Source organism: Hungatella sp. SB206, assembly GCF_051132295.1.
GTDB lineage: Bacteria > Bacillota > Clostridia > Lachnospirales > Lachnospiraceae > Hungatella > Hungatella effluvii.
Map to the genome: position 1 here is coordinate 916088 of NZ_CP096603.1, position 12099 is coordinate 928186.

15 protein-coding genes and 1 other annotated feature are annotated in these 12099 nt (G+C 47.5%); of the genes, 14 read left to right on the forward strand and 1 reads right to left on the reverse strand.

What is annotated here, in order from left to right; translation table 11 throughout:
• Positions 1 to 119 precede the first annotated feature (119 nt).
• Together glmM and M1L66_RS04105 are read left to right on the forward strand one after the other, a co-directional pair.
• Positions 120 to 1475 (forward strand): phosphoglucosamine mutase, encoded by a 1356-nt coding sequence (gene glmM, locus M1L66_RS04100; protein WP_187022516.1) that lies wholly within the window; start codon positions 120 to 122, stop codon positions 1473 to 1475.
• Between the two features lie 54 nt (positions 1476 to 1529).
• Positions 1530 to 1871 carry a helix-turn-helix domain-containing protein gene (locus M1L66_RS04105; RefSeq protein ID WP_434691114.1) on the forward strand — a complete coding sequence of 114 codons (342 nt, stop codon included), beginning with the start codon at positions 1530 to 1532 and terminating at the stop codon, positions 1869 to 1871.
• Positions 1872 to 1880: 9 nt separating this feature from the next.
• Here M1L66_RS04105 and M1L66_RS04110 read toward each other — a convergent pair whose 3' ends face one another.
• On the reverse strand, positions 1881 to 2075 hold the full coding sequence (locus M1L66_RS04110) for a hypothetical protein (RefSeq protein ID WP_434691117.1): 195 nt from the start codon (positions 2073 to 2075) through the stop codon (positions 1881 to 1883).
• A 253-nt stretch (positions 2076 to 2328) separates the two neighbouring features.
• On the opposite strand from M1L66_RS04110, the gene M1L66_RS04115 reads away from it, so the two are divergent.
• The 12 genes from M1L66_RS04115 (at position 2329) to M1L66_RS04170 (ending at position 12039) form a co-directional block, all read left to right on the forward strand.
• Positions 2329 to 3672 (forward strand): ABC transporter substrate-binding protein, encoded by a 1344-nt coding sequence (locus M1L66_RS04115; protein WP_055654704.1) that lies wholly within the window; start codon positions 2329 to 2331, stop codon positions 3670 to 3672.
• 105 nt (positions 3673 to 3777) lie between these two features.
• Positions 3778 to 4722 (forward strand): carbohydrate ABC transporter permease, encoded by a 945-nt coding sequence (locus M1L66_RS04120; protein ID WP_187022914.1) that lies wholly within the window; start codon positions 3778 to 3780, stop codon positions 4720 to 4722.
• A gap of 13 nt (positions 4723 to 4735) precedes the next feature.
• Positions 4736 to 5605: a carbohydrate ABC transporter permease gene (locus M1L66_RS04125; RefSeq protein WP_187022915.1), complete on the forward strand. Its 870-nt coding sequence runs from the start codon at positions 4736 to 4738 to the stop codon at positions 5603 to 5605.
• 3 nt (positions 5606 to 5608) lie between these two features.
• Positions 5609 to 7573, forward strand: coding sequence for a DUF5107 domain-containing protein (locus M1L66_RS04130; protein WP_434691121.1), 1965 nt, complete (start codon positions 5609 to 5611; stop codon positions 7571 to 7573).
• A 382-nt stretch (positions 7574 to 7955) separates the two neighbouring features.
• Positions 7956 to 8105: a 50S ribosomal protein L33 gene (gene rpmG, locus M1L66_RS04135; RefSeq protein ID WP_080552267.1), complete on the forward strand. Its 150-nt coding sequence runs from the start codon at positions 7956 to 7958 to the stop codon at positions 8103 to 8105.
• Between the two features lie 27 nt (positions 8106 to 8132).
• Positions 8133 to 8336: a preprotein translocase subunit SecE gene (secE, locus tag M1L66_RS04140; protein ID WP_002601729.1), complete on the forward strand. Its 204-nt coding sequence runs from the start codon at positions 8133 to 8135 to the stop codon at positions 8334 to 8336.
• Positions 8337 to 8359: 23 nt separating this feature from the next.
• Complete coding sequence (gene nusG, locus M1L66_RS04145; RefSeq protein ID WP_055654710.1) at positions 8360 to 8875, forward strand: transcription termination/antitermination protein NusG; 516 nt, start codon at positions 8360 to 8362, stop codon at positions 8873 to 8875.
• A gap of 84 nt (positions 8876 to 8959) precedes the next feature.
• On the forward strand, positions 8960 to 9385 hold the full coding sequence (gene rplK / locus M1L66_RS04150) for a 50S ribosomal protein L11 (protein ID WP_002601727.1): 426 nt from the start codon (positions 8960 to 8962) through the stop codon (positions 9383 to 9385).
• Positions 9386 to 9595: 210 nt separating this feature from the next.
• Entirely contained in the window at positions 9596 to 10291 is a 696-nt protein-coding gene (gene rplA, locus M1L66_RS04155) for a 50S ribosomal protein L1 (RefSeq protein WP_002601726.1), read from the forward strand.
• 41 nt (positions 10292 to 10332) lie between these two features.
• Positions 10333 to 10475, forward strand: a sequence feature (ribosomal protein L10 leader region).
• 119 nt (positions 10476 to 10594) lie between these two features.
• Positions 10595 to 11098, forward strand: coding sequence for a 50S ribosomal protein L10 (gene rplJ, locus M1L66_RS04160; protein ID WP_006773123.1), 504 nt, complete (start codon positions 10595 to 10597; stop codon positions 11096 to 11098).
• Between the two features lie 120 nt (positions 11099 to 11218).
• Entirely contained in the window at positions 11219 to 11593 is a 375-nt protein-coding gene (rplL, locus tag M1L66_RS04165) for a 50S ribosomal protein L7/L12 (RefSeq protein ID WP_002601724.1), read from the forward strand.
• Positions 11594 to 11835: 242 nt separating this feature from the next.
• Positions 11836 to 12039 (forward strand): cold-shock protein, encoded by a 204-nt coding sequence (locus tag M1L66_RS04170; RefSeq protein WP_002601723.1) that lies wholly within the window; start codon positions 11836 to 11838, stop codon positions 12037 to 12039.
• Positions 12040 to 12099: the final 60 nt, after the last annotated feature.

A 12099-nucleotide genomic window follows, 5' to 3' on the forward strand; every position in this document is an offset into this window, starting at 1 on the left:
AACTAATGTATATGGAATACTTCTGGATAATCTGATTCTTTGTTTTATTTTGTATATAAAAAGTATACAGAAGATAGATAACGTGATGGATAAAACCAACATACAAAGGAGAACAACTCATGTCAAAATACTTCGGCACTGACGGTTTCCGCGGCGAAGCCAACGAAACTCTGACCGCAGAACACGCATACAAAACAGGTCGTTTTATCGGCTGGTACTATGGATTAAAACGCGCGGACGGACGCGCAAAGGTTGTAATAGGCAAGGATACGAGGCGTTCCTCCTATATGTTTGAGTACGCCCTGGCTGCGGGACTTACGGCCTCGGGGGCGGACGCCTGTCTTCTCCATGTCACGACAACACCCAGCGTATCGTACGTAGTGAGAACGGAGGACTTCGACTGCGGCATCATGATTTCAGCAAGCCACAACCCGTATTATGATAATGGTATCAAATTGATCAATTACTACGGCGAAAAGATGGAGGAAGATACAATTCTGAAGGTAGAAGCGTATCTGGATGGCATTACTGGAGAGATCCCGTTTGCAAAAGGAGAAAGGATCGGCAGAACTGTCGATTACGCCATCGGGCGGAACCGCTATATCGGCTATCTGATCTCGCTGGCCACCCGCTCTTATGAAGGATTAAAGGTCGGCCTGGACTGCGCCAACGGCAGCGCATGGATGATTGCCAAGAACGTCTTTGACACATTGGGGGCGCGGACATATGTGATACATAACAATCCCGATGGCATTAATATCAATCAGGGCTGCGGTTCCACCCATATTGAGGCCCTGCAAAAGCATGTCATGGAAAACGGCCTGGATGTGGGATTTGCCTTCGATGGGGACGCCGACCGCTGCCTCTGTGTCGATGAACATGGAAATGTTGTAGATGGAGACGCAATATTATACATCTATGGCTGCTACATGAAGGAGCGGGGCAAGCTGGCAGGAAACAAGGTGGTCACCACCATAATGTCCAACTTCGGCCTCTACAAGGCGTTTGACGCAGCTGGAATCGAATATGAAAAGACCGCAGTCGGAGACAAGTACGTATATGAAAATATGGAAGCGAACGGCTACCGGCTCGGCGGGGAGCAGTCCGGCCACATTATTTTTCGGAAATATGCCGCCACAGGGGACGGAATTCTGACTGCCATAAAGATGATGGAAGTGATGCTGGAGAAGAAAATGACGCTCAGCAAACTGGCCGAACCGTTTACGGTTTATCCACAGGTATTGAAAAATATCCGTGTCAGGGACAAGGCTGCCGCCAGAAATGACGAGGCAGTTAAAAATGCGATTGCCATAGTGGAAGAGAAACTGGGCGAGGAAGGACGCATTCTGGTACGTGAAAGCGGAACAGAGCCAGTACTCCGGATCATGGTTGAGGCGGATCAGATAGAGACGTGTGACGCTTACGTGAATACGATACTGCATACCATCATTGACAGAGGGTATCAGGCAGAATAACAGAAAATACAAACCGGATCATTTTTTATTGGGGGAAATAAAGGAGGAGTTGAAATGGTATATGACCGCGCCGGAGCTGCAAAAAGAATCAGACAAAGGCGGAAGGAACTGGGAATGACGAGTGCGGAGGTGGCCGGTAAAATAGGCAGGGCTGTTCATTATTACGGCGATATTGAACGGGGAACCTGCGGCATGTCCATAGAGACACTTTTGGATTTATCGCATTATCTCGACCTCTCGGTGGATTATATTTTGTTCGGTCAGGCGGGAGAAGAACGGATCGATAATCCGGACCTGGCTTACCGAATCCTGAAAAAATACGATGAAAAGACGCAGAAAGAGGCCATTGAAATGATGAAATTTTACCTTTGCCTCAGGGGGTCGGGGAAAAAATAAAATCATATCCTATTTCGAATGGCCGAAAGCTTCTTTCCCCTTCAGATTTTGTGCCCGGGAAATGGAGTGACCCGGACATGACGCAGTCTGTCCATTCTCAGTATCCAAATATTGGTGACGGCAGTTGATACAGACCTCCGTACCTTCGGGAACGATTGCGCCGCAGCATACACAACGGTCTACCATGTTTTTTACTCCTTTCATTCTTTCCATTCCATATCTAATACCAGTGTACTCCAGCCCTTCCTTATTTATGCATAAAAGGCCGGGACATTCATATATAGAAAAAAAGGCGGTAATGAGGAGAAATAAAACACTATGGTAAGGTTGCATAAAACGGAATATGCAAAAATGGAATCTGTTGTGAAATATTTGTGGAAAAAATTTCTTTTTTCGTTGAAATATACAAAAAAATGGTGTATACTATAAATATATTTGAAAAAGGAGGGTTTTTTACATGAAAAAAATACTGAGTTTAGTTCTGGCGTCTGCGATGGTTGCATCTGCTCTTGCAGGCTGTGGAAGCACCAAGACGGCAGAGACACAGGCACCCACCACACAGGCTTCGGCAGAGACCAAAGCTCCGGAAGGATCAGAGGCTGCTCCGGCAGAGACAGCCGCAGCAGCGGGTACAATTGAGGATGGCGCCAAACTGGTTTACTGGCCGATGTGGGCAGAGACTGAGCCGCAGGGCCAGGCGATCTCCGAGGCTGTTGACGCTTTCGTCAAATCTACCGGTGTAGAAGTAGAGATTAACTGGGCAGGCTCCCGTGACACACGTAAGACTCTGGAGCCAGCACTGTCCGCAGGAGAGACCGTTGATGTCTTTGACGAAGATATCGAACGTGTAAACGGTACCTGGGGAAAATATCTTCTGGATATTCAGAGTATGTATGATGCGTCTCCGTTAAACGGCGCACAGAATGCCACTCTGATCGAATTAGCCAAGCAGCAGGGCGGCGGCACCTTAAAGAGTGTTCCTTATCAGCCATCCACATTTATTATGTTCTATAATAAGGATGCCTTTACAAAAGCCGGTATCACCGCGGTTCCGACTACCTGGGATGAATTCCTTGCTGACTGTGAAGCGCTTAAAGGTGCAGGGGTGATTCCGATGACCGTTGATGACGCTTATATGGCATGTCTGTTCGGTTTCCTTATGGACCGTGTCGCTGGTTCTGATACGACCGAGGCTGTTGCCGCAGGTGACTTCAGCAACGAAGCAGTCTTAAAGACAGCACAGGTTTTGGAAGAACTGGTAACAAAGGGCTACATAGATCCACGTGCAGCAGGCAACGTATATCCGCAGGGCCAGAGCAATATCGCTGACGGCAGCGTTGCCATGTACTTAAACGGAAGCTGGCTTCCAAACGAAGTAAAGAACCAGACACCGGAAGACTTTAAGTGGGGCGCATTCTCACTTCCGCAGATCGCTGAAGGCGGTGACGGAGCAGAATCCAACCAGTACGGTGCACAGTGTTTCGCAATCAACAAAGATACGAAGTATCCGAACGCTGCATTTGCCCTGATTCAGTGGCTGACAAGCGGCGAATGGGATCAGAAGCTTGCTGACGCCAGTATGGGTGTTCCCATGGACAACGATGCTACATGGCCGGCAGCACTTGCAGATGCAAAGGCAGTTCTGGATTCTACGACACACAGACTGAACTGGGCAGTAGGAATGGAAAATGATACCAATGTCAACGCGGCTATTAAGACTAACATGGCTATGATGATCAGCGGCAGTGTCAACGCACAGCAGTTTGCGGACGCATTTGCTAAGATTCAGAAGGGTTCATGATCGCTTTAACAGACTGATAGACAAAGGGGCGGTGGCGCCACTGCCGCCGCCCCCTTTTTATTTCAATAGAAAAATGTGTTCTATGGAAAATGGAGGGCGACTCTTATGGCAAAGCAAAAAACGGCAAAAAAAGGCGGCAGCCCGTTGCGCCGGAACACCACTCCCATGCTGGTAATGTTCCTGACACCTGCTGTGCTGCTGTACTTAATTGTATTTCTGTATCCGACGATCCGCACCTTTATCATGAGCTTCTGCAAGGTAGAAGGTGTGACAGATCCGGTTTCCACATGGCAGTTCAGCGGTTTTACCAACTATGTGAAATCTTTTAACAACAATATGTTCCAGACGGCTATGATGAACTTGGGAAGACTGTGGCTGGTCGGCGGTATCGCCGTTATGGCTCTGGCTCTGGTGTTTGCGGTAGCCCTCACAAACGGTATGAAAGGAAAAAAGTTTTTCCGGAGCGTGATTTATCTGCCAAACCTGGTTTCCGCGGTTGCTATGGGTACCATGTGGCTGTATTATGCGCTCAGTAAGGAGAGCTACGGCCTGCTTAACACCATCATCGGATGGTTTGGCGGCAGCAATGTCATGTGGACGGATCCCCACCACAAATTCTGGAGCATGCTGATTGCCTACTGCTTCGGTATGGTAGGATACCATATGCTGATTTTTATGAGCGGTATTGAACGGATCAGCGCAGATTATTACGAGGCCGCTTCCATAGAAGGCGCCAATGTATTCAAAAAATTCTGGTATATAACGCTTCCTCTGCTCCGCGGCTCCATTCGGACCAACCTCGTTATGTGGACGGTATCGAGTGTCGGCTTTTTTATCTGGGGCCAGGTATTCGATCCGGTCAACTTGTCCGAACAGACGGTAATGCCGCTGAACTATATGTATGAGCTTGTTTTCGGCGCGTCCAATGCGGTCCAGGCAGTACGTGATTCCGGCGTGGGTGCCGCAATCGGTGTTATGATGGCAGTCATTGTAGTTGCGGTATTCAGCTTAACCACACTCATCATTAAAAATGATGACGCGGATCTGTAGGGAGGTAGATAGCATGGCAAAACAAAAAGAAATAAAGCAGAGAGTGAGTATCAAGAGAGAAGTTCCCAAGCTGCCCGGATATATCATGTGCGTGGTCTGGCTTATATTTACGATCCTGTTGATCGGCTGGGTTATACTGGCTTCCTTTTCCACCAGCCGTGAGATTTTAAGTGGAGAATTATTTAAATTCGCCAGCGGATTTCATTTTGAAAACTATACCAATGCATGGAAATCACAGAAGATAAGCGTGTTCTTTGTAAACTCCCTGATCTATACGGCGATTTCCTGTACCATGATTATTCTGGTAGCGGCGCCCGCCGCGTACGCTCTGTCGCGTTTTAAATTCAGAGGCAACATGATTCTGCAGAATCTGTTTGCGACAGCGTTAGGCATTCCGGTTATCATGATTGTAATGCCTCTTTTTTCCATTATTACATCATTAAAGCTTACGAACACACGGGGACTCATTATGTTCCTCTATATCGCCATGAATGTGCCATTCAGCATTTTCTTCCTGCTGGCGTTTTTCTCAAATCTGTCCTACACCTTTGAGGAAGCCGCGGCCATCGACGGCTGTTCCCCCATCCAGACTTTCTGGAAGATCATGTTTCCGCTGGCGCAGCCCGGTATTATAACCGTGACGATTTTCAATTTTATCGCCATCTGGAATGAATTTTTCATGTCCATGCTGTTTGCAAGCAAGCAGAACGTACGCCCGATTGCCGTAGGTCTTTATAATATGGTAAAAGGTATGCAGTATACAAATGATTACGGCGGAATGTTTGCGGCCGTTGTCATCGTATTTGCGCCGACCTTCCTGCTTTACTTGTTCCTGTCAGACAAGATCATCGCAGGCGTAACCGGCGGAGCGATCAAGGGGTAGCCTATGAATCCGACATTGACATTTGAAACTGCATATATGAAAACTGCGCCCAAAGGGCCGGAGGCCTCGGTGCCCAACTTGACAGGCATGGAAAATATGCAGAACAAGACAGCGTTTTACTTAGACGAGGACGATGAGATATACGAAGCCTACGGGAAGCTTACGAATAGTTATCCGTACCGGGATTATACCTGCTATACGCGGGAATGCGGCATTCATCCGGTGAAGACTGCGGTCCTTGAGAATGAATTTTTAAGGGCCGTGTTTCTGCCTGAATTCGGCGGACGCCTGTGGCGGCTTACCGATTTAAAGGCGGGGCGCGAGCTGCTTTATACCAATGATGTGATACGCCCCAGTAATCTGGCGCTGCGTGACGCCTGGTTCTCAGGCGGCGTGGAATGGAACATCGGCCTCATCGGCCATACGCCTTTGACCATGGAACCGCTCTTTACCGCGAGGCTGGAGAATGACAGCGGTATGCCGGTGCTGCGCATGTATGAATACGAGCGGGTGCGCAGAATGGTCTATCAGATGGATTTCTGGCTGGATGAGGGCGGCGCCTTCCTAAACTGCCGCATGCGCGTGGTGAATCATAATCCGGATGTAACGCCCATGTATTGGTGGAGTAATATGGCGGTTCCGGAATACGAAGGCGGCCGTGTGATTGTGCCGGCGGAGAGCGCCTACAGCAGCGGCGGAGGAAGCGTCTATAAAGTGCCGGTTCCGGTGGTGGACGGCATCGATATTTCATATTACAAAAATATTCCCGGACAGGTGGATTATTTCTTCAATATCCCGGAGGAAGCCCCGCGCTATATTGCAAATGTGGCTCCGGACGGCTATGGGCTTCTTCAGTATTCCACCCGCCGCCTGCGGGGGCGTAAGCTCTTTACCTGGGGCAATAACAGCGCTTCCGCGCGCTGGCAGGAATACCTTACGGAGGAAGCCGGCCGTTATGTGGAGATTCAGGCCGGGCTTGGAAAGACGCAGTACGGCTGTATTCCAATGGCGCCCCACACCGCGTGGGAGTGGCTGGAACGGTATGGCACCGTGACTTTAAGCGGGCGCAGCGACTCTTTTGAGGAAGAACGGGAACGCCTGACGGCCATGGTGCGTGACGAAGCAGGGGAGACGCTGGAAAAAACGCTGAGGGACAGCCATGGATGGGCCATAAAGCCAGGCGAGGTGGTTTACCGCGGCAGCGGTTACGCAGACTTGGAAAATGCCTGTCGTGTACGCAGAGGGGAAGAACCGCTTTCTCCTCATCTGGATTTCTCCAGTGAGGATGAGCGTCAGACTCCATGGCGGATTTTTCTGGAAACCGGCCATTTCCCGTCAGCGGATCCGGCTGATATGCCTGCCGACTGCATGGCGGATGACTTCTGGTACGAGATGCTGAAAGAGCAGGCAAATCAAACCCAAAGTACGGTTTCACCGGATTGGCACCTGTTATACCACCTTGCATTAAATCACATGGCCCGCGGGAAAAACAGGGAGGCGGAGTCGTGTTTTTGTGAAAGCATCCGCCAGAAGGAAAACGCCTGGAGCCGTTATGGTCTGGCATCACTGCTCTGTTTGGAAGGCCGGGAGTACGAAAGAGCCGTATCCGGGATGGAAATAGGACTGATGGAGCGGGCGGGAGATCTTTCCTATGTTAAGGAAGGTTTCCAGGTTCTGGCCAGATGCGGCGGGTATGATGCGCTGATCCGGGTCTATGAACAGCTTCCGGAGAACGTGGCCTCCGAGTCACGTGTCGTGCTGGAATATATTACGGCGCTCTATCAGACCGGCAGATATAAAGAGGCGTATGCGCTTCTGACAGCGGAGGGCGGCCTGGTGGTGGCCGATCTGCGGGAGGGTGAGAACTCTATCGTATGCCTCTGGCGGGAGCTGCGAAGGGCTTTACATATGCCGGAGGAAGAAGTGCCTCACGTGTTTGATTTTAACGCTGAGAGCCGGTACAGCTGAGCGGATATTTGCAGGGAAGAGAGCGCCGACAGTTACAGTCTGGTCGAAAAATGCGGAAGGAGTCGAAAGCAGCGGCTCCTTTTGCCGTTTTCGTAACAGTTCAGTCTTCGCTTCCGGCTGTCGCTGTCCGGCCCTGCTGTTTTTCCTGCTTGCAATTTTTTTCTCTTCATGGTATACTTAAAAAACTTTATAAATCAATAGTTTTTCGCAAAAAAAGATTGACGAATCCTGACCCATATGATATAGTAATTGGGCGAATGGAAGAGCTTAGGTCTTTTTTTTATGCTCAAAATTACGTTTTGCGGCAGCGCAGGGCGTGAGAACCTGATAATAGAAGAATGGCCGAATAACAACAACGAAAATTTAAGTGGAGGTGGAAGTCGTGCGCACAAAGATCACACTGGCATGTACAGAATGCAAGCAGCGTAACTATAACATGACCAAGGATAAGAAGACTCATCCTGACAGAATGGAAACCAAAAAGTATTGTAGATTCTGTAAGACACATACTTTGCACAAGGAAACTAAGTAATCGGTTTGACGTAAAGGACGTGAAATTATGGGAGATACAGTGAACAACGAGGGAGCTCAGAAGAAGAATTTCTTCCAGGGTTTGAAGACTGAGTTCAAGAAAATCGTCTGGCCTGACCAAGAAACCGTAACGAAGCAGACAATTGCAGTACTGGCTGTATCGATTGCTTTAGGACTGATTATCGCCATTCTTGATTTAATCATCAAGTTCGGTCTCAGTTTTATCTTATAATGATTAAGGGTTAAGGTGAGTGTATGTCAGAAGCACATTGGTATGTAGTCCATACCTATTCAGGCTATGAGAACAAAGTAAAAGTCGACATTGAGAAAACCATTGAAAACAGAAACTTACAGGATCAGATCCTGGAAGTGTCAGTTCCGCTGGAATCCGTTATCGAACTGAAGAATGGTGTGGAGAAAAAGGCCGATAAGAAGATGTTCCCCGGCTACGTACTGATCCATATGATCATGAATGATGATACATGGTATGTGGTGCGTAACACCCGTGGTGTTACAGGCTTTGTTGGTCCTGGATCGAAACCGGTTCCTCTGACAGAAGATGAGATGGCGAGCTTAGGATTCAGAAATGAGGAAGTCATTGTTGATTTTGAGGTTGGAGATACCGTTGTGGTAATTTCCGGTGCATGGAAGGATACCGTTGGTGCTATCAAGTCCATCAACGAAGGTAAGAAATCCATCACGATTAATGTTGAGATGTTTGGCCGAGAGACCCCGGTTGAACTGAATTTCAACGAAATTAAAAAGATGTAACAAGTAAAAGCGGCCTTTTGGTTTCAGAGGGCTCGTGGGAGGGAAATCCCCGACAATACCACATTTATTAGGAGGTGCCTAATTATGGCAAAGAAAGTAACAGGATATATCAAACTGCAGATTCCAGCGGGAAAGGCTACACCAGCTCCTCCTGTCGGACCGGCACTCGGACAGCATGGTGTTAACATTGTACAGTTTACAAAGGAGTTCAACGCAAGAACAGCTGACCAGGGCGACTTAATCATCCCGGTTGTTATCACTGTTTATGCTGACAGAAGCTTCAGCTTCATCACAAAGACTCCGCCTGCAGCTGTATTATTAAAGAAAGCATGCAAGCTTAAATCCGGATCTGCAGCTCCGAACAAGACAAAAGTAGCAACTATCTCCAAAGAAGATTTACAGAAGATTGCCGAGACAAAGATGCCTGACTTAAACGCAGCATCTCTGGAAGCAGCCATGAGCATGATTGCTGGTACGGCAAGAAGCATGGGAATTCAGGTAGCTGAATAGGCCGGAAGCGCTCAGCGTGCCCCGCTTTATCGGGTATAACGAGGTCTTTTCGAGTTTAGTGCGAGGCCGTTCGCGAAACTCAGCGTGCCCCGCTTTATCGGGTATAGCGAGGTCCTTTCGAGCTTAGCCCAGTGAACACACCCGTGAATCAGCAGGAATTAAAAACGTGGGAGGGACATCCCCGACAATACCACTAGGAGGTTATTTATAATGAAAAGAGGAAAAAGATACGCAGAGGCAGCGAAGACAATCGATCGTTCTGTTCTCTACGATGCACCGGAAGCAATCTCATTAGTAAAGAAAGCTGCAAGTGCTAAATTTGATGAAACAATTGAAGCTCATATCAGAACCGGTTGTGACGGACGTCACGCAGATCAGCAGATCCGTGGTGCAGTTGTACTGCCTCATGGTACAGGTAAGACTGTAAGAATCTTAGTATTCGCTAAGGGACCTAAGGCTGACGAGGCTTTAGCTGCAGGCGCTGATTTCGTTGGAGCAGAGGAATTAATTCCGAAGATCCAGAACGAAGGCTGGTTAGACTTTGATGTAGTTGTTGCTACCCCAGATATGATGGGTGTTGTTGGACGTCTGGGACGTGTACTCGGACCGAAGGGCTTAATGCCAAACCCAAAAGCTGGTACAGTTACCATGGACGTAACGAAGGCTATCAACGATATCAAAGCCGGTAAAGTTGAGTATAGACTTGATAAAACAAACATTATCCACGTGCCAGTTGGAAAAGCTTCTTTCGAAGAAGATAAATTAGCGGACAACTTCCAGACGCTTATCGATGCAATCATGAAAGCAAAACCAAGTGCTGTTAAGGGTGCTTACTTAAAGAGCGTTACTCTGACTTCTACCATGGGGCCTGGCGTAAAGCTGAACGTAGCAAAATTAATGAACTAATTTTGTTTTGTGGTTGACATTAATCATAAATCATGTTACAATACGCAAAGTATTGACTGCCGAAGACAGCAGGTGCCGCAAGGCATAAGGTGTAAACGCCTGCCGAGGAACGTACAAGTATCGTTTTAACGAATGATCTGTAGACCTCTCTGTCCTTGTGGCAGAGAGGTTTTTGTTTTCCGGGGACGAAAGTCCAGTGAGATAAAAGCGCTCCGTCAGGACAGAGATATTCTTTTTGCGGTTTATACGGGCGGACCGGCCGGATAATCGGCCAGGTTTAGACTAAACAGGAGGTAAACCATAATGGCAAAAGTTGAATTAAAACAGCCAGTTGTAGACGAGATCAAGGAATTATTTGACGGCGCCGAGACTGCAGTAGTCGTTGACTACCGTGGCTTAACTGTAGCTCAGGATACTGAACTGCGTAAGAAGTTAAGAGAAGCAGGCGTTGTATACAAAGTATACAAGAATACCATGATCCGTTTTGCAGGAAAAGGCACAGCATTCGAGGCTTTGGAGCCGAATCTGGAAGGACCTACAGCATTAGCGGTATCCAAGACAGACGCGACAGCTCCGGCAAGAATCCTTGCTGAGTTTGCCAAGACAGCTCCGGCATTAGAGATTAAGGGCGGTGTTGTTGAAGGCGTATATTACGATGAAAAGGGCATGGCTCAGATTTCCAGCATTCCTTCCAGAGAAGTTCTTCTTGGAAAGTTACTTGGAAGCATCCAGTCTCCGATCACCAACTTTGCTCGCGTGCTCAAGCAGATCGCAGAAGCACAGGGCGGCGAAAGCGCAGAGGCTTAATTTTCTTAATGAAGACAAGCGCAGCGCAGCCTGAATTTAGAAAATTAGCGGTTCAGCAACCAAAGGGAGCTGAACTTCCTTACAAAAAATCAAACATATATTAAATGGAGGTATATTATCATGGCAAAGTTAACAACAGCTGAGTTTATTGAAGCTATCAAAGAATTATCCGTATTAGAATTAAATGATTTAGTAAAAGCTTGTGAAGAAGAATTCGGTGTATCCGCAGCAGCAGGTGTTGTTGTAGCAGCAGCAGGCGCTGGCGCAGCAGCTGAAGAAGAGAAGACAGAGTTCGACGTTGAATTAACTGAAGTTGGTCCTAACAAGGTTAAAGTTATCAAGGTTGTTCGTGAAGCTACAGGCTTAGGCTTAAAAGAAGCTAAAGACGTAGTTGACAGCGCTCCGAAGGTAGTTAAGGCTGGCGCTTCCAAGGAAGAAGCTGAGCAGATCAAAGCTTCCTTAGAGGCTGAGGGTGCAAAAGTTACATTAAAGTAATTTAGACTCTTCTTTCCCCCGAATCTGTTTTGTAGATTCGGGGGTTTTTTTAGGGAAAATGCTGTAATAGTCTTGACAATTTATGAAAAAAGGTGTAAACTACACCCGTATTATCGAATGAGGTTATGATTTCACATATTTTTGTAAGTCATTATTTTCGGATGATGCTTTACAAAAATATGTGATTTTTGTTTCATGAGATAAATCAAATAATTTTTTTATTTTTATAGGAGGTACGCGTTATGAACAACGGTACAGTAAAATGGTTTAATGGAGCAAAGGGTTATGGTTTTATCACAAACGACGAGACTGGCGAAGAAGTATTCGTACACTTTTCAGGAATCATGGCTGATGGCTACAAGACTCTTGAAGAGGGCCAGAAGGTAACTTATGATACAACCGAAGGAAACCGTGGTCTGCAGGCAGTTAACGTTTGCTTAGCATAATCACCGTTTTTGCTGAATAAAACCAGAATAAAAAGGCTGCTGTCTCTTGCGGGACAGTGG

Bases quoted from the DNA above. Each gene is read 5' to 3' on its own strand.
- M1L66_RS04170 (WP_002601723.1), top strand. From the start codon at position 11,836: ATGAACAACGGTACAGTAAAATGGTTTAATGGAGCAAAGGGTTATGGT.
- M1L66_RS04110 (WP_434691117.1), bottom strand. From the start codon at position 2,075: ATGAAAGGAGTAAAAAACATGGTAGACCGTTGTGTATGCTGCGGCGCA.
- M1L66_RS04125 (WP_187022915.1), top strand. From the start codon at position 4,736: ATGGCAAAACAAAAAGAAATAAAGCAGAGAGTGAGTATCAAGAGAGAA.
- rplA (WP_002601726.1), top strand. From the start codon at position 9,596: ATGAAAAGAGGAAAAAGATACGCAGAGGCAGCGAAGACAATCGATCGT.
- rplL (WP_002601724.1), top strand. From the start codon at position 11,219: ATGGCAAAGTTAACAACAGCTGAGTTTATTGAAGCTATCAAAGAATTA.
- nusG (WP_055654710.1), top strand. From the start codon at position 8,360: ATGTCAGAAGCACATTGGTATGTAGTCCATACCTATTCAGGCTATGAG.
- secE (WP_002601729.1), top strand. From the start codon at position 8,133: ATGGGAGATACAGTGAACAACGAGGGAGCTCAGAAGAAGAATTTCTTC.
- glmM (WP_187022516.1), top strand. From the start codon at position 120: ATGTCAAAATACTTCGGCACTGACGGTTTCCGCGGCGAAGCCAACGAA.
- M1L66_RS04115 (WP_055654704.1), top strand. From the start codon at position 2,329: ATGAAAAAAATACTGAGTTTAGTTCTGGCGTCTGCGATGGTTGCATCT.
- rplJ (WP_006773123.1), top strand. From the start codon at position 10,595: ATGGCAAAAGTTGAATTAAAACAGCCAGTTGTAGACGAGATCAAGGAA.
- M1L66_RS04120 (WP_187022914.1), top strand. From the start codon at position 3,778: ATGGCAAAGCAAAAAACGGCAAAAAAAGGCGGCAGCCCGTTGCGCCGG.
- M1L66_RS04130 (WP_434691121.1), top strand. From the start codon at position 5,609: ATGAATCCGACATTGACATTTGAAACTGCATATATGAAAACTGCGCCC.
- rplK (WP_002601727.1), top strand. From the start codon at position 8,960: ATGGCAAAGAAAGTAACAGGATATATCAAACTGCAGATTCCAGCGGGA.
- M1L66_RS04105 (WP_434691114.1), top strand. From the start codon at position 1,530: ATGGTATATGACCGCGCCGGAGCTGCAAAAAGAATCAGACAAAGGCGG.